This window comes from Thiocystis violacea, from assembly GCF_016583565.1.
Classification (GTDB): Bacteria; Pseudomonadota; Gammaproteobacteria; order Chromatiales; family Chromatiaceae; genus Thiorhodococcus; species Thiorhodococcus violaceus_A.
Genome location: NZ_NRRF01000022.1, coordinates 55829 through 70501, shown reverse-complemented (window position 1 = coordinate 70501; position 14673 = coordinate 55829). Strand labels below are relative to the sequence as shown.

The 14673-nt window shown below is 62.9% G+C and carries 20 protein-coding genes, 1 tRNA gene and 2 pseudogenes; 21 read left to right on the top strand and 2 right to left on the bottom strand.

What is annotated here, in order from left to right; genetic code table 11:
• Positions 1-298: 298 nt before the first annotated feature.
• The 21 genes and pseudogenes from CKO23_RS11160 (at position 299) to CKO23_RS11070 (ending at position 13423) form a co-directional block, all read left to right on the top strand.
• Positions 299-457 carry a hypothetical protein gene (locus tag CKO23_RS11160; protein ID WP_200331019.1) on the top strand — a complete coding sequence of 53 codons (159 nt, stop codon included), beginning with the start codon at positions 299-301 and terminating at the stop codon, positions 455-457.
• A 1299-nt stretch (positions 458-1756) separates the two neighbouring features.
• Positions 1757-2071 (top strand): hypothetical protein, encoded by a 315-nt coding sequence (locus CKO23_RS11155; protein ID WP_200331017.1) that lies wholly within the window; start codon positions 1757-1759, stop codon positions 2069-2071.
• Positions 2072-2856: 785 nt separating this feature from the next.
• On the top strand, positions 2857-3237 hold the full coding sequence (locus CKO23_RS11150; RefSeq protein WP_242482362.1) for a hypothetical protein: 381 nt from the start codon (positions 2857-2859) through the stop codon (positions 3235-3237).
• A gap of 74 nt (positions 3238-3311) precedes the next feature.
• On the top strand, positions 3312-3518 hold the full coding sequence (locus CKO23_RS11145) for a hypothetical protein (RefSeq protein WP_200331015.1): 207 nt from the start codon (positions 3312-3314) through the stop codon (positions 3516-3518).
• Positions 3515-3895: a hypothetical protein gene (locus CKO23_RS11140; protein ID WP_200331013.1), complete on the top strand. Its 381-nt coding sequence runs from the start codon at positions 3515-3517 to the stop codon at positions 3893-3895. Before CKO23_RS11145 ends, CKO23_RS11140 begins: the two co-directional genes overlap by 4 nt.
• Before the next feature lie 41 nt (positions 3896-3936).
• Positions 3937-4272, top strand: coding sequence for a hypothetical protein (locus CKO23_RS11135; protein ID WP_200331011.1), 336 nt, complete (start codon positions 3937-3939; stop codon positions 4270-4272).
• A gap of 148 nt (positions 4273-4420) precedes the next feature.
• The gene (locus CKO23_RS11130; RefSeq protein ID WP_200331009.1) at positions 4421-4612 is read left to right on the top strand and encodes a hypothetical protein; all 192 of its coding nucleotides are present in this window, start codon (positions 4421-4423) and stop codon (positions 4610-4612) included.
• A gap of 48 nt (positions 4613-4660) precedes the next feature.
• Complete coding sequence (locus CKO23_RS11125) at positions 4661-5056, top strand: hypothetical protein (RefSeq protein WP_200331007.1); 396 nt, start codon at positions 4661-4663, stop codon at positions 5054-5056.
• Positions 5053-5802, top strand: a complete 750-nt coding sequence (locus CKO23_RS11120; protein ID WP_200331005.1) for a hypothetical protein — start codon at positions 5053-5055, stop codon at positions 5800-5802. Before CKO23_RS11125 ends, CKO23_RS11120 begins: the two co-directional genes overlap by 4 nt.
• A 164-nt stretch (positions 5803-5966) precedes the next feature.
• Positions 5967-6290, top strand: a complete 324-nt coding sequence (locus tag CKO23_RS11115; RefSeq protein ID WP_200331003.1) for a hypothetical protein — start codon at positions 5967-5969, stop codon at positions 6288-6290.
• The gene (locus CKO23_RS11110) at positions 6287-6499 is read left to right on the top strand and encodes a hypothetical protein (protein WP_200331002.1); all 213 of its coding nucleotides are present in this window, start codon (positions 6287-6289) and stop codon (positions 6497-6499) included. The genes CKO23_RS11115 and CKO23_RS11110 overlap by 4 nt, the downstream gene beginning before the upstream one ends.
• Positions 6500-6591: 92 nt before the next feature.
• On the top strand, positions 6592-6825 hold the full coding sequence (locus CKO23_RS11105) for a hypothetical protein (protein ID WP_200331000.1): 234 nt from the start codon (positions 6592-6594) through the stop codon (positions 6823-6825).
• Positions 6822-7163 carry a hypothetical protein gene (locus CKO23_RS11100; protein ID WP_200330998.1) on the top strand — a complete coding sequence of 114 codons (342 nt, stop codon included), beginning with the start codon at positions 6822-6824 and terminating at the stop codon, positions 7161-7163. Before CKO23_RS11105 ends, CKO23_RS11100 begins: the two co-directional genes overlap by 4 nt.
• A gap of 12 nt (positions 7164-7175) precedes the next feature.
• Positions 7176-7475: a hypothetical protein gene (locus CKO23_RS11095; RefSeq protein WP_200330997.1), complete on the top strand. Its 300-nt coding sequence runs from the start codon at positions 7176-7178 to the stop codon at positions 7473-7475.
• A gap of 494 nt (positions 7476-7969) precedes the next feature.
• Positions 7970-8206 (top strand): hypothetical protein, encoded by a 237-nt coding sequence (locus tag CKO23_RS11090; RefSeq protein ID WP_200330995.1) that lies wholly within the window; start codon positions 7970-7972, stop codon positions 8204-8206.
• Positions 8207-8667: 461 nt separating this feature from the next.
• Positions 8668-9621: a hypothetical protein gene (locus CKO23_RS11085; RefSeq protein ID WP_200330993.1), complete on the top strand. Its 954-nt coding sequence runs from the start codon at positions 8668-8670 to the stop codon at positions 9619-9621.
• 1265 nt (positions 9622-10886) lie between these two features.
• The gene (locus CKO23_RS11080) at positions 10887-11141 is read left to right on the top strand and encodes a hypothetical protein (RefSeq protein WP_200330992.1); all 255 of its coding nucleotides are present in this window, start codon (positions 10887-10889) and stop codon (positions 11139-11141) included.
• A 54-nt stretch (positions 11142-11195) separates the two neighbouring features.
• Positions 11196-11642 (top strand): annotated as a pseudogene (locus CKO23_RS26725) (DNA cytosine methyltransferase); the annotation flags it as partial.
• 4 nt (positions 11643-11646) lie between these two features.
• Entirely contained in the window at positions 11647-12081 is a 435-nt protein-coding gene (locus CKO23_RS25605) for a hypothetical protein (RefSeq protein ID WP_242482361.1), read from the top strand.
• Positions 12078-12227, top strand: a pseudogene (locus CKO23_RS26720) (helix-turn-helix domain-containing protein); the annotation flags it as partial. The gene CKO23_RS25605 and the pseudogene CKO23_RS26720, both read left to right, overlap by 4 nt.
• A 71-nt stretch (positions 12228-12298) precedes the next feature.
• Positions 12299-13423 (top strand): tyrosine-type recombinase/integrase, encoded by a 1125-nt coding sequence (locus CKO23_RS11070; RefSeq protein ID WP_200330989.1) that lies wholly within the window; start codon positions 12299-12301, stop codon positions 13421-13423.
• A gap of 49 nt (positions 13424-13472) precedes the next feature.
• Here the strand turns inward: CKO23_RS11070 and CKO23_RS11065 are convergent.
• Together CKO23_RS11065 and CKO23_RS11060 are read right to left on the bottom strand one after the other, a co-directional pair.
• Positions 13473-13549: transfer RNA gene (locus CKO23_RS11065), tRNA-Arg, on the bottom strand.
• 407 nt (positions 13550-13956) lie between these two features.
• A complete protein-coding gene (locus tag CKO23_RS11060) occupies positions 13957-14520 on the bottom strand; it encodes a Sua5/YciO/YrdC/YwlC family protein (RefSeq protein ID WP_200330987.1) in 564 nt (187 codons plus the stop codon).
• Positions 14521-14673 lie beyond the last annotated feature (153 nt).

The window sequence follows — 14673 nt, the reverse complement described above, 5'->3', positions numbered from 1 at the left end:
ATCAGATCGAGATGTGGTTCTCGATCCTGGCGCGCAAAGTCCTGCGCCGTGGCAACTTCACCTCCATCGACGACCTTCAGAAACGCATCAGCGATTTCATCGACTTCTTCAATCGCACGTTGGCCAAACCCTTCCGCTGGACCTATGAGGGAAAGCCGCTCGCAGCATGAATGATTAAACAGTCTCGGGATTTCCACTCTGTTGCACTAGCTCCGCTCTGAAGCGCTTACACCCATCAGCTTGGAATCATGGAGGGGACGCAATGCGCGTGCGGAATCTGATAAGCGGTGAGGAGTTCGTGGCAGCGCTCACGACCGAGCATGCCGCTTCGAGTTACAACCAGCCGGTGGTGATCGTCGACGGCGATGCGATCGACCCCGTCGGCATCGAGATCGTCGATCTCAGCGCCGAGGAGCGCGCCGCTTTGCCGCCCTGGTGGCAGGCGGTCATCGTCTAGCCCACAGCCTGGGGCAACCCTCCGCCGTTGGACCGCAGCCCCAACGGTCCCCGCCAGGCCAGTGCTCGCACCTTGAGAGATCACGCCCGCGCCGCGCGCACGGGCGCGGTGACCCGTGACACCGTCACGGCCTGAGGGCTGCTACCGCCACCTGTAACGAGGGGCGCGGGAACCTGAGATGGTATCCGTCCCTGGAGAGCGCGCCGCTCCCGGCGGCGAGCAGGTCAGACCAAGCCCGCCCGCTCAGTGCCAGCACAACAGCGCCGCGCAAACGGCGCGCGGCCCTGTTGTGCCCAACCCTCCATGCGGCCCGATCACTCCCAAGCGGCGGAGTGGCCCCGCTTCGTTCCTCAGCGGAGCCACGGCCGATTTGATCCCCACCACCGCGCGCTCCCAGACCGGCTGCGTCCCGGCAGGCGTGCTGCCCGACCCGAACGATCGAAGGCATCACTCAACCTGCAAGCCCGGAGACCATGCACGCCACTTCACACCCTTCGGCAGGGTAGCCCACCGCTCCGTTCCGGCAAGGGTCGTAGCGCCAAGTGCGGCTAAGCTCGTTCCTCGCTAAGCCGCACTAGGCGCTCTCCACCCTTGCCTCCACTCCACGGCGGGCTCCTGATCCTGCCGGGTGTGAAGCGTCGGCATGGTCTCCTCCGCGGGCTGTTGTCGCGCTCAGGAGATGAGGAGGTGCCCGCTTCAATGCGCCCAACCGTCGTGCGCTCATCCCAACCTCATCGCAGCGCATTGAATCGGCCACGGCTGAAGATTTAGATCCCCCTCCCGTCCCCCAGGGGAAGCGGGTGCTCTCATCAGCATGGGCGCTTCGTGTACGCCGTCTGTTCCTGTGTTCCACGTCAAACATAACCTATTGTTTTAAATGTAATTACCTTGAAATTATGCCCTTTAGGTAATATAATATTACCATATAGGTTATCTTTTCAGGGGGTGTCATGGCTGCTTCGTTCTGTTCGGTCCCAGCTCGGTTCTCGGGTCGCGTGGTGTGCCGTGCTCACTCGCGCGGGTCGGTGTGGGCGTTGCGCATGCCTCGCGCGGGTGAGCGTGTGCCGCCCGCTTGCCTGTTCTTGCCAGCGTCCCGGCTCCAGCTCGCGCAAGCCTTCGCGGCCCTGGCGCGCGGGCTGGGTTGGCGCGCAGAGGTGCGGCCTGGCTCTGTGTGCGCGGTGTGGCGTGCCGGCCCGCTGGCTGCTGTCTGCCCAGCGTTCGCGGTCAAAATCTGGCTGCCCGCTGGGGTTTCGGCCGCTCAGGCTCGCGCCCAGCTCCGCGCCGCTTGGGTCGCGCGTCATGCGGTGTAGCCGCCCCCGCTCCCTGGCCTTCTGGCGCGGTTTCCTAGCCGCGCCCGGCCCGCTTCCTCGCCGGCTGCTCGGGCTGGTCCTAGCGCTGCTGCCCCTGCCGTTGCGCCGCCCGTTGCTGCGGGTGCTCGGTGTCCGCTGGCCGGGTTGGCTGGCCCGGTCCGTCTTCGCCCTGCTCGGGTATCTGCTCGTGTGCGCCTTCGCGGCCCTGGCGCTCTGGCTGCTGTCGCTGGTCGGTCCCTGGCTGTGCGCGTCCTCGGTCCTGTCCTGCTCGCCCGTCACCCACTCGGAGGGGTCGCCGTGGTAACTCAGTCTCAGCTTTGCCTTGATCTCGCTTTGCCCCCATCGGTTTCCGCTTTCGCTCCCCCGGTCTGGGCCTTTGGTGGGTCGCGCTCGCTCGCGCCCCAGGGTCGCGCCCTCGCGGAGCGCGCCGCCCTGGCCCTGCTGCGTTCTGGCGCCGGGCTGGTCACTGGCTGTTGCACCGGCGCGGATGCGTCCGCGCTGTCCGCCGCGTGCTCGGCAGGGCTCGCGAAGCGGGTCTCGGTGTTGTCCGCCTTCGGTCCTGTCGCTGACTCGGGCTGGCCTGCAGGAGCCTGTCCTGCGTCCGCTGTCGCGGAGGTGCGCCGCGCGGCTGGCTTTGGGGCCGCTGTGCAGCCTTGGGCCGGCGGTCCTGCTTCGATCGCGCTCTCGGCTCGTCTGGCTGCCCGTACTCGCGCGGTTGCTCGCGCCTGCAATGCAGGTGCGGTCGTCGTCCTGGCCCCAGGGTCGCGGGGTGCGTTGATCCTGGCTCGGGCAGTCGTGCGCCGTGGCCTGCCCGTGGTCGCGCTCCCGGTTGCGGGTGCCTCGCTGCCGGAACTCGGCGGCCGTTGGGTACCTGCTTCCGGAGTGCTCGCAGGTCTCGGCGGTTATCAGCTCAAAAAATATCACCTATAGGTTATTTTTAGGTTGAAATATCACCTATAGGATATAAAATATAACCAAGGATGCAGTTCAACAGGATGTCGCGGACCTCCGGCGAGCTTCGGCTACAGACCCGGATCACGCAACCGGCTAGCGGCAACCGCCCCCGAGGCGACCCCCGGTGAGCTTTCGATGGGTGTGCACATCGGAGCGTCCAGGCCGGGCGCTGCGCTGTGTTCATCAAGGGAGGCTATGCAAATGGGTTATCTCGCTGAGATCCCCGCCCGCGTCGCGGGCATCCCATGCCTGATCGGCGTCGAGTCATACCGCCGCCAGCGTCCGAATCACAGAACCTGGTCAAGCGACTGGGATTACCAAGGCTACACGGATTGCGATTGGCGCTTGCTGGACCGACGCGGCCGCATCGCCGAATGGCTGGAACGGAAGATGGGCAAGAAGGACAAGGAGCGGATCGGTGAAGAGATCCAGTCTTACATGCTGCGGGAAGCAGCAGAGCGGAAAGCCGAAGCAGCAATCGAGCGGTATGAATCGCGCCGCTACTTCGGCCACTAAAAGAAAACGGCTGACCAGTTCGCACCTGGCCAGCCGCTTAGGTTCCTCAACATTGACGCGCCGAGGAAACGCGAATGTATCTCGAAGACTTCCATCACATCAACCCTGCAACTGACGATGACCGCCCGGTCGACACATTCGAGGACTGGGCTATGTCGTTTGACGCTTGGCTCGATACGCCCGCCGGGCTGGCCTGGCTGGCCGAGCAAGAAGACGCCTTTTCAATGGCTCGCAATACCGAGTGTGACGGCATCCGTCCCGGGTTAGGGAGGTGGCAATGAACTATGCACACAAAGCCCTCGAGGCTCTGCGCTTCGCCTGTATCGACGAGTACCGGGCACTGGGCGATGACGAGCGAGCCGAGTTGGCCGCGCTCCTGGCGGAATGGCGCCGCATCACCGCCGCGCAGAACGCGCGGCTCGAGGCGCTGGCCGAGGATGCCGAGGCAGAGGCGGAACGCCGCGCGGTGCGCGCCAAGCTCCAAGCGCATCAGGCAACCCTTGATGACCTCTACGGCGGCTTGGGCGCCTTCGCCCGCCGCGAGCTGTCGGCCTATCTCGCGGAGGATCCCGACTTCGACACCCCGCTAGAGACTTGGCTGAACCAGCTTGCAGCCAGCGACCGCGCCGCAGTCGCCGCCTTGGTTTCCACTATCTGACCAAAGCACCGCCCGGATTCGTGCCGGGCTGGAGGACACCCATGCATGACTTGATTCGCGAGGATCGCGAGTACGAGGCGCGCCAAGAGCGCCTTGAGGAGATCGCCGAGATCCACGCCGCCGAGCGTGAGCGGCTCACCGAAGCGGCCCGCGATGCCGAGACCTTCGCCCAACTCGAAGACATCCTCGGTGATGACCTGAACTGGCTCGAGGAGTCGCGCGGCTGCACGCGCTGGGCAATCGGCCCCGAGGATAGCGTTTGGGTCTGCAACAACTGTGAGCGCGTCATCGCCGACCCGGACGACGGCTGTGAGCACTGCGCCCGCGATGACGACGACAGCCGCACCGAGCTAATGATGCTCCACGGCACCGAGTAACCAACCGACAACGCCAAGGCTGGGCTTGAAGCCCCATGCGGTCAGAGACACGGATGGCACGTAGGCACAATGCTGGGCCACGGAGGCCGCCGCGATGACACACGGATGACGGAGCCAAAGCGAATACCACCGATCTGGAGGGATACCGATGTTCAACCTGATCTATGGCGAGCTGGTCACGGACACGAACGAGACACAGCAGGGCGTTTTTCTGAGCGTGGAGGAGTTCGCGCCTTATCGCCGCCAGGGCTGGACGAGCTCTCAGCGATGGAACGAAGCCGCTGATGCGTTTCTGGCGAGAGAGCAGCGCGAACAGGACAAACCGCACAGCTCAGAATGAGCCTTCACCGACCCGGCCTAGCGCCGGGTCTCTTCATTGGAGCCGATCATGACCGATCAATCCAGCCCTGACCTAACCGCCCAACTCACCGCGCAGCTCGCGGCTTTGCAACAGCAGATGGCCGCTTTGCAGCAAGCCCCGACCACTGCGACGCCCGCCGCGTCGCCCTGGGCGAGTGCGCCGACCGCCGCGCCCCAGATCAACGGGGTCGCGGTCCCGGTGAAAATGCAGACGCCCGCCGGCTCGATCCGGCTGTATTTCAGCCTGCCGGCCGAGTGCGCCGCCACGCCCGAGGCACTGATGGCCGCTCTTGAAGCGATGGCCGCTGCTGGCCTTCCGCTCGACACATGGAGCCCGCGCGACAGCGGAGGCGGGAGCAGTTGGGGAGGCAGCCGCCGCGACAGTTACGGCAACAACAGCAACCGAGGAGGATGGAAACGATGATCGCCGCACCGCAAGCCGCCCCCGTCGTCACCCTGACCCAGACCGCCGCAGCTTCACGCTTTGTGGTGCTCGACCTGGAGACGACCGACGCCCCCGAGGAAGCGATTCAGGCCGCTATCGCCGCATGGAAAGCCCCGAGCAACTGGAAGCCCGAGACGGTGGAAGCGAAACGCGCCGAAGCCGCCGAGAAAATCCGCGATAAGGCCGCATTGCTCGACGCTTCGCCGATCGTCTGTGTGGGTGTCCGCTCCGACCGAGACGGCGTGATGTTCAGCGGCATGGGCGATCCCGGCCCGCTTGATCTCCACGGCTGGCGGATCGAGACGCACGACGACGAGCGCGCCATGCTCGCCGCCTTGGGCCAGTGGCTGGACGTGAACGCCGACGAGCAAACGACCCTCGCTGGTCATAACGTGCGCAACTTCGACTTGCCGAAGCTCAGGGGCGGATTCGTCCGGCATCGGCTCCCGCTTCCCGCCTGCCTGAAACCGCGCGCGAGCGGACCTGCGCAACCAGTAACCGACACCATGAGCCTCTTCAAGAGTTTCAGCATGGAACACCGCGATGATTTCGCTGTGAACCTGGATCTGGTCTGTACCGCTTTCGGGATTCCGCGCCCGAAGCAATACGTCAGCGGTGCCGATGTCCCGCGCATGCATCGAGCCGGGCAGATTGCCGCGATCCTGACCTATTGCTGCATCGACGTAGACGCCACCACCGAGATTTACCGGCTGATGATGGCGTGAGCTTCGCTCGACATCCGCCCGACTAGCCCGCTTCGCGCGGGCTTTTTTTGTGGGCGCCGATTCAAAAGCCGGCACGCGGCCGAGCCGATGCAAGAAGAGGCCGCCGCTCGAACCTCCCCGCCGCGCGCGGGGAGTCCCACCAACCACCCGCCGAGGATTCCGCGATGACCGCCAACCGCGCGCCTGTCAGCGCCGTTGCACTGCGCGTGCAGTGGGGCGACTGCCGAGACGACATCCAGGCCGAGCCGATCCACCCGCTCGAATGGCAGCTCGGGCTTCACCGCATGCCATGCCCGGTCTTGGCCCACTCGCCGTGGGCCGTTTCCGATCTGGTCACGGGGCGCCTTGTCGCGATTGAGACCGGCCGAGAGCTGGCGATTGCTGCCGCGATCAAGCGACTGGCCCGCGCCGCTTGCGCCGAGCAGCTCAGCGTCCCGGAATTCTTGGAGCGCGCCCGCCAGCGCTTCGCCTGCGCGAGCAGCGCATGAGCCAGGATCTCGACACACTCTGGTGGCGCAAGCACACGGCCCAGCGACGCCTTGAGCAGGCCCTGCAGGAATCCGCCCAGCTGCGCCGCCAGCTCCGTGACGCCGAACGGCGAGCCCAGCAGCTCGAGCATGCGCGCAACGCCGCCCGCGCTCGTTGGCGCGATGCGGTCGCCGCCAATTCCCAACTCATCCCCGAGAGCATCCACTGACCCCGCCCAGCAGCGCGCTGGACGGCCCACCCTGGAAACACAGGCGGTCTCGACCATGCCCGAGATCACCCTGAGCCATAGAGGACAGCGCTATGTGTGAGTGCATCGACACGGTCAGCGAGACCCTGCGCGCCCAGGATCTGCGCCTCGTCTCCGTCCACCCCATCAGCCTGGACCTGTCGTTCTTGCCCGAGCGCGTGGCGCTGCGCCTCGAACGCATCAGCGGCAGCCGCAAGCAGAAGCCCACGCTGAGCGCGAGCTATTGCCCCTTCTGCGGTGAGCGCTACGACCATCCAACGACCACGAGCGCAGAGGGTGAGTCATGAGCGCACAACCAACCCACGACCTTGTCATCAAGACCGGCGACTACACCGACCGAATGACCGGAGAGATGAAGGCCCGTTGGCTCACGATCGGCACCGTCTTCAAGCACGACGACGGCGGCACCTCGATCAAGCTCGACTGCGTGCCCGTTGGTCTGCCGGACTGGCAGGGCTGGGTGAATGTCTACCCGCGTCGCCAGCAGAGCAACGACTTCCAGGCTCCGCCCGGCTACCAGCCCCGCCGCAATGGCAATGGCAACGGTAGGAGTCACGGCCGCCACAATGGCAACGGGAGCGCTCCGCCTCCGGCTCATGACTTCGACAACGACATACCCTTTTAGGAGGAAATTGCTATGAGCGGGATCACATGCCGCCTATGCGGACGGACGGATGCCACGATCCGAGCAGAGGAGCTGCCGACCGCGCGATCCACCGGACGTGCTCACGTCGACTGTGACGGCCACGCCGAGTACCGCCCTGTCACGCCCGCGGAGATCAAGCATGCAGAAGGCTCCACCGATCAGACCGAGCCAACAGTGCAAGCGCCGCCGCTGGGCAAGTACGCCCGCCTACGTGAACACCTCCGCCGGCTCGAAGCCGATGCCGTCAAGCAACGGCAGCTGATCGGCACCGACGAGGAGGAATCCGAATGATCCGGACCCAGACCATCATCAACCGAGATCGCGGCTTCACCGTGCGCTGGTCCGCGCTAGTGTGCGACGGCTGCGGCCAACCCTCGCCCCGGTCCTACCACTGGCCCGGCGAAGCCAGCGCGCGCGTCCCGCTCCCCACGGGCTGGCGACAGCACCTTGAGGGGCGCGTCCTCAAGACCCACTGCGCGAGCTGCCAGCCATAGGAACTGAACAGAACCCGAATCCAAGCCCGCCTCGCGCGGGCTTCTTCATTTCTGGAGACCAGCCGATGACCGAGCTTGAGCAATGGGCCGAATCCGCTGCGCGCGAGCTGCGCGGGATCGTTGAGGAGATCGCCCGCAGTGACGGACACGACCGAGGGGCGTCGAGCTGCGCGCCCTCCTCGAGGAGTACGACGCCATCCGCGCCGGCCGCCCGACCTGGCGCGCCCGCCTCGCGGGTGACACCCACCGAGACGACCTTGAGCCGCTGGCCTTTCTACAGGAGGACTGAGCATGCCGATCACCGAGCGGCTTGATGCACTTGTCGAGCATCTCAGAGCGGATGGAGACGGCGCCGAGATCGGCCCGCTATCGACCGGCGAGCGCTGCTTCGTAGCCCTGGCTGCGGACCGCTACGACCTCCTGCCGACCGCCTACCCCGATCCGGTCGAGGCATGGTTCCGGCTCGATACCCGCTGGCAACTGGAGGTCTGTGAATGGCGCGATTGGCCGAGGTGCTACGCGAGGTGAGCTAGTCGATGACGCCAAAGCGGCATTGCGCGCGCCGGGACAGTCAGGCGGCGCCGATGTCGTTTTCAGTGACAAGTCGCCGCGCCTTTCTAGAGCTGCCTCGCCGCGTTACCCGGCACGGTGGCTACAATGTGGCACCATGAGAGACGCAACTAGGATGGTCCGGCTGAGAGAGCCGCGCACGAGTTGGACCGCCTGACTTTCCGCTGAGTCCCAGGAGCGGACATTTTGGCTTCCTCAGTTAAGAGTCCGAAGTCAGATGAAGAGGGGACGCTGATTCTGCCCATGATTCGTATATACTCCCGCCGCAAGTCTCGACAGCGAATGGTTGAGCGAACGAGCGTATAGTCTGAGGCTCCACGGTCTCTTGCTAAGAAATAAGTAAGCATTTTCCTAGGCTATGGTGTCCCTATTGGAAGTAACAAATAGTCGCTCTGCTGCGAATCTTCAGGCGTCGAAGAGTGCCGCGCGAGAAATTAGGTCGCGAACTTCTTTGGGAACTTCTTTGGGAACTTGAGGCATATTATTGCCTCTGCCGACCCGGTCCGGAGGTGGGTGACGGCGGCTCGTTTTGGCGCCCTGTCCGGGTGCCGTTAGCTATTTGGAGGGTTTATGGTGATGGTGACACCACTGAAGTTCCAAGAATTGAAGAACACAAAGTTGGTGAAGCGGAGGTCTCTAGCGTTATTCAGGATCCTCACAGGAAAGGCTCCATGAGTTCAAATCAGATGATTGACAAACTTCGCGAACAATGGTTCACGTGGGTCGTCGGGGTGATCGCTGCCGCTCTCTTAGCGGCCGGCATGTTTTTTTGGGACCAAGTGAAGCAGGAGGCTACTAATCGTTTAGTGGATGTTTTTGCCGAGAGAATCCAAGCGAAAGACTCTCCGCTCCGCGACAAGATCATTACAGTATTGAACGAAGATATCGGTAAGCAAGGCTCCATTCTAGAGCAAGCGCTAAGAGATCACACTATTAAGACGCTTGCCGGGACCATCGGAATTTCCACACAGACAAACGCGGTATTAAACAGCGAGAATTTTGAGCACGAAGTTCCGGTGTATGCCCCTGACGCCAGAAGGGTTTTCGTTCTTTACGAGGTTGTTCCCAATGATTACGATAGACAACCACGCAATGTCTTCCTGAGAGTCGACAATGCACCTAGAGAGATCGAGATCGATGTTCCGGATGAGAATATGATCGAGATCACTTCCGCAATTGAGTCAGCCCGTAATGTTAAGAAGAATCCGCCAACGGGTCTCAATATTCTACACCAAAGAGCTAGCCAACTTGGTGTAGAAGAGTTTGCGAACGTCTTTAAGTTAGTCTTTCGCTTGAACCCTGACGAGTCAGATCGACCTGTTCATCTGAATGCAATTGTTTTTATTCTCGACCCTGTTTGGGTGAAACGATGATTAGAACCTCATGCCTTTTCATTAGAGTTGCACTATCCAGTCTTGCGTTGTCGCTGCTTAGTCACAATGCGGTGTCTATCGCTGCTGATTTCGCGAGTTTTGATGAACATAAGACAGTGGCGCCGGGTGTAACTGCAAAAAGAGGGACATTGATCTTGGGCTCGCGGAGAGCGGGCGCGCTGAGTGTAGACGTCGACGTTGCGAAGGCTGGCATTTATGTCCTGACCAACCGCAATCGGAATCGCTTCGGGAACCGTGGCCGCAAGAATGGCAGCGCACTTGGATACTCCGTGAAAGAATACGGTTCGAGCCCTGGCGTTATAGCGGCGATATCTGGTGGTTATTTGTCTTCGCTTAGTCCTCCGCTGCCCCTAGGTTATGTGCGAACCGATGGGAAAGAACATAACTCGACGCATAGGAGCTGGCTCACAGATGGCATGCTCTGTATGAATGGCGGCGTGCCGAAACTCTGGGACACATACCAACCACCAGATGCAGCAGGCGACTGTTTGCAGGCGGGGCCGATTCTAGTGCGAGGAGGGCGAAGCGTGCCATCCCCCAAGAATAAGACAGCAAAAGCTAAACTTTGGGACTCGGAGCAAGAGCAAGCGTTGATCTGCGTAGATCGGGGTATTGTCAGAATGATCGCGACGGGTCCAATCCCGGTTCGGGCGCTCCTGCCGGTGCTAACCGACCCGCAGAGTCCTATTGCTTGCCAGGATGCCCTGCGGCTAACTGGTGCGGTGACAGCTAACCTATTCGTCAAGTCATTCGGCGCGCTGAATGATAATGCCCCGTTGTTGCCGAATGCTCTCGTTGTAGTTCCGCATTGAACGATAGGGCAGCGCCTTACTGACTCTTTCATGATACCTAACGATTTTTGCGAGTAGCGCAAGAGGCCGTGATGTAGTGGAGCTAGTATGTGATAGCGATCACTCACATTGTGGCGATCTGGGTTGAGAAACCACAGGCCAATATGAAGGAATCGTACGGAGGTCAAGGCGCCAGCTTTGAGCGGTGATATAGAGTAGGTTGTATTTTAGTGTCTGGTATGTAGCGCTTTGGGGACGCTAAAGTTGCTGCCATCTCTGGCAACTTCCCGCGTGCAGAAGTCATTGAGAGTGATGCGATCGCATAGCGACATGCCCTGATTAGGCTCCTTAAGCGGGGCCAACACTGAACACATCAAAACCCGCCCGGGTCTCCCGCGGCGGGTTTTTTCATGCCCGCACGAACCGGACCTAACCCGCAGGAGTGCCTAACCCATGACTCAATCGATGACCTTGAACGACCTGGAAACCCGCCTCGCCGAGCTGCGCGATCTCGGAGCCACCGGCGAGGAGCCCGTCTTCTTGGAGGGATCCGTTATCACCGGGATCGCGGGATTGAAGATCACGAACGTGACGCGCGCGCGTCAAGCGGCCCTATGCGAGCCCGCGACGATGGGCATCGGCCGGATCGTGCGGATTTGGGGCGTCCCGGCGCGCGACGCGGAGGACAAGCACCATGACCGCGCGTGATGCCGCCCTGACTCCACCGATGGTGCCACCCAACAGTGAAAGAGAGCCCGAGCCATGCGCACCCTGCACCTCTTCGCCGGCGCCGGAGGCGGACTCTACGCCGACCTCATCCTGGGACATGGACCGATCGCCGCGGTCGAGCACAACACCTACTGCTGCGCCGTCCTGCGCGCCCGAGCCGCCGAGGGCTGGTGGCCTGGCCTCATCGTCCATGAGACCGACATCCGCGACTGGAACCCATCCGATTACACCGGCCGCGTGGATTGCCTGCATGCGGGCTTCCCTTGCCAAGATATCAGCCTTGCCGGCCGTGGCGCAGGCATTGACGGCGAACGCTCGGGTCTTTGGTCGGAAGTCGCCCGCACCGCTGGCGTTCTTCGACCCCGCTACCTCTTCCTGGAGAACAGCCCAGCAATCCTTGTTCGAGGACTGTCCCGCGTCCTCGCCGACCTGGCCAGCCTGGGGTATGACGCGCGCTGGTGTGTGCTCGGAGCTGCCGCAGTCGGTGCCCCGCACCTACGCGCCCGGTGGTGGTGCCTTGCCACTCGCGCCGACGCTGCGTGCCATGGACGGCCGGAGCGGGAGCTATCAGCAGTCCCAGGGGGAACTGTTCTTGAGCCTAGTCGGCGTGGTCCGGCTGCTGCCGACCCTGACGGCCAGCGACTACGGCAGTTGTCAGGGCGGATCGGCCGGCCGAGCAGGACAGCGCAACCGCCCGAGCTTGGCAACGCTGATCAAACGCAACGCCCTGACCCTCGCGAACAGCGCGGACCCACTGCGCGACCAGCTCCGCTCGACTGGTGGGGCATTGAACCCAGAGTGGACCGAGTGGTTCATGGGGTGGCCGATCGGAGCCACCGCGTTACCGCCCTCGGCAATGGCCAGGTCCCCCTCCAGGCCGCCGTCGCTTGGCACTTACTCGGAGGACCCTAGCCGATGACCGAGCCGCTACTACTCACCCTCGATCACGCCGCCAAGCGGCTATCCGTGAGTCCGCGCACCGTGCGCCGACTGATCGACGCGCGCGAACTCTTGCCTGTGCGGATCGGGCGATCCCTGCGTGTCACGGCCGACAGCGTTCAAGCCTACGTAGACCGCTATATTCCCGTGGGCAATAATTCCGGCTGCGTGGGGCCGGATGTGCAGGAGGCAAGCACATGCCGAGAAAACGCAAGCAGGACCAGGATGGCCTCTACCGTCGTCCCGATTCGCCGAAGTGGTGGGCGTCCTACGTCGACGCAAGCGGAAAGCGCGTTAGACGCTCTACTGGAGCGACCGAGCGGCAGGAAGCCGAAGCGCTCCTCGCGAAATGGAAGCTCGAAGCGCACCGCGAGCGCCAATGGGGCGAGCAACCGACGCACACCTTCGATGAGCTGATGGTCGCTTACCTTCAGGGGACATCCGGTGAGCGGCGACCTCGCAGCGAGGAGGCTGTCAAGCTGCATATCTGGCGGTTGCGCCAGAGCTTCGGAGGACAGGAGATGGAGAGCCTGTCCGGTGGCGACATCGGAGAGTACATCCGCAAGCGCAAAGGTGAAGGGGTCGGCAACTCGACCATCAACCGAGAGATGGAGGTCCTCTCCGCCGCGATCACCTACGCCTCGCGGGAATGGGAATGGCCGCTCCCCAATCCGGTCAAGGGGCGGATGCTTAAGGAGCCCGAGGGACGGTTACGCTGGCTGACCCGAGCCGAGGCCGCGGCCCTGATCCGGGCGGCCGAGGCCGAGCCCAAGGCTGAGCACCTGGGACCGCTGATCACCTTGGCCCTCCATACTGGAATGCGCCGGGGTGAGCTGTTGGGCCTGGAGTGGTCGCGCGTCGACCGTCGCGCTGGGTTGATCTATCTGGAAGGGATGCACACCAAGGCCGGTAAGCGCCGGACTGTGCCGCTCAACGCGATTGCCCGCAATGTCATCATCGTGCGGGAGCGATACAAAGCGACACATTGCCCAGACGCAAAATGGGTCTTCAGTGACGAGGAGGGAAACCAGATCGGCAGTGTCAAACGGAGCTTCGCCACGGCTTGCCGTCGAGCCGGGATCGAGGACTTCCACTTTCACGACCTGCGGCACACCTGCGCCGCGTGGCTGGTACAAGCGGGGGTTCCGTTGACCGAGGTTCGGGATGTGCTGGGTCACAGCACCGTCAAGATGACGGAGCGATACGCGCACCTGGCGCCGGAGAACACCCGAGCGGCACTCGCCCGATTGGAGGGCACCGAGTCACGATCGAGTCACGTTGAGGAAAGCGGCGAAGGGGAGATACGGCTAAAAGTGGTATAAAAAAACGGCTTAGATCCTTGAAATCTAAGCCGTTTTTAGTCGAGGTATTTGGCGCGCCCGGAGAGATTCGAACTCCCGACCACCTGGTTCGTAGCCAGGTACTCTATCCAGCTGAGCTACGGGCGCTTTGGATAATTTCGCAGGATTGACGGTTTACATTCAACCCCGGCGAGCTGCGTATTATTCAGATCGACTTGGCCTCTGTCAAATCAATTTTATTCGACTCTCAGCAACAAACAGTTTCCTCAGGGGGCGAAGCACGGCTCGCCGCCGCCGAGTCAGCTCACACCCATGCGCGAGCGACTCAGCAAGAACGACCCGGATCTCTGCTTCGATGCCTCTCATCCCCCCGAAAGGGACACGGCGGACCCGAGTGATTTCACCTCTTGGGCCACACTGGCCCCCTCCTCGACCGGTTGGGCATCGAGAGGCAGCTCCCTGCACGCGCTGGATCGGATGAACGAAGGACTCACCCAGCATATGGCCAGAAGCGGGCTGGCGCGCATGGCCGATGCCGGCATCAAGGCCAGGAGTCAGATTCGCAGGACGCGCCCAGTGCGACCATCGCGAATCGTCGAAGGACGCGACGCTCCGATGCATTGGCCGACCAAGATATCGTCGAGCTGCGCGCCCAGCCCAAGACGCACCTCCAAGCTGCTCCGAGCCGGCGGACGTCTAGCCCGATTGGCACTCGTGGAGACGATCGCACCGCCATAGACGTCGCAGAGGGCGCACGCGAGGGGGTGGGCCGTGACGCGAACGGCCAGGGTATCGAAGCGCCCGGTCAGCCATCGCGGGGTTCCCGGGCGTGCCGGCAGTAGCCAGGTGTTGGGGCCGGGCCAACTCGACGCGATCTCATCCATGCGGTCGCCGGGGATCAGCTCGACGAAGGGGAGTAGCTGCTCAAGTTTCGACGCCAGGAGGATGAGCCCCTTGGAAACCGGGCGCTGCTTGATCGAGAGGAGACGCATGACCGCGGGCTGGCTCCAGGGATCGCATCCCAGCCCGTAGACGGCCTCCGTCGGATAGGCGATCACGCCGCCCCGACGCAGCGCGCGGGCGGCCAACCGCAGACGATGAGGAGGGGCTATCGACATGGCGGCGCAAACCCTGCTCGCAACAAGCCGCCACATGACGAGACACCCTTGAGGACAGGACGCGCCGTCAGCGGTCGCTGGAGATAGACCGGTGAAACCGGGTTGCTGGAAATACCGATGTCTCTCAACTTATAGTTCACCAACCGAGCGGGA

Coding starts and splice junctions, on each gene's coding strand:
- CKO23_RS11140 (WP_200331013.1), top strand. CDS start 3,515: ATGAACTATGCACACAAAGCCCTCGAGGCTCTGCGCTTCGCCTGTATC.
- CKO23_RS11145 (WP_200331015.1), top strand. CDS start 3,312: ATGTATCTCGAAGACTTCCATCACATCAACCCTGCAACTGACGATGAC.
- CKO23_RS11105 (WP_200331000.1), top strand. CDS start 6,592: ATGTGTGAGTGCATCGACACGGTCAGCGAGACCCTGCGCGCCCAGGAT.
- CKO23_RS11070 (WP_200330989.1), top strand. CDS start 12,299: ATGCCGAGAAAACGCAAGCAGGACCAGGATGGCCTCTACCGTCGTCCC.
- CKO23_RS11100 (WP_200330998.1), top strand. CDS start 6,822: ATGAGCGCACAACCAACCCACGACCTTGTCATCAAGACCGGCGACTAC.
- CKO23_RS11120 (WP_200331005.1), top strand. CDS start 5,053: ATGATCGCCGCACCGCAAGCCGCCCCCGTCGTCACCCTGACCCAGACC.
- CKO23_RS11090 (WP_200330995.1), top strand. CDS start 7,970: ATGCCGATCACCGAGCGGCTTGATGCACTTGTCGAGCATCTCAGAGCG.
- CKO23_RS11135 (WP_200331011.1), top strand. CDS start 3,937: ATGCATGACTTGATTCGCGAGGATCGCGAGTACGAGGCGCGCCAAGAG.
- CKO23_RS11150 (WP_242482362.1), top strand. CDS start 2,857: ATGGGTGTGCACATCGGAGCGTCCAGGCCGGGCGCTGCGCTGTGTTCA.
- CKO23_RS11155 (WP_200331017.1), top strand. CDS start 1,757: ATGCGGTGTAGCCGCCCCCGCTCCCTGGCCTTCTGGCGCGGTTTCCTA.
- CKO23_RS11130 (WP_200331009.1), top strand. CDS start 4,421: ATGTTCAACCTGATCTATGGCGAGCTGGTCACGGACACGAACGAGACA.
- CKO23_RS11125 (WP_200331007.1), top strand. CDS start 4,661: ATGACCGATCAATCCAGCCCTGACCTAACCGCCCAACTCACCGCGCAG.
- CKO23_RS11115 (WP_200331003.1), top strand. CDS start 5,967: ATGACCGCCAACCGCGCGCCTGTCAGCGCCGTTGCACTGCGCGTGCAG.
- CKO23_RS11095 (WP_200330997.1), top strand. CDS start 7,176: ATGAGCGGGATCACATGCCGCCTATGCGGACGGACGGATGCCACGATC.
- CKO23_RS11110 (WP_200331002.1), top strand. CDS start 6,287: ATGAGCCAGGATCTCGACACACTCTGGTGGCGCAAGCACACGGCCCAG.
- CKO23_RS11060 (WP_200330987.1), bottom strand. CDS start 14,520: ATGTCGATAGCCCCTCCTCATCGTCTGCGGTTGGCCGCCCGCGCGCTG.
- CKO23_RS11080 (WP_200330992.1), top strand. CDS start 10,887: ATGACTCAATCGATGACCTTGAACGACCTGGAAACCCGCCTCGCCGAG.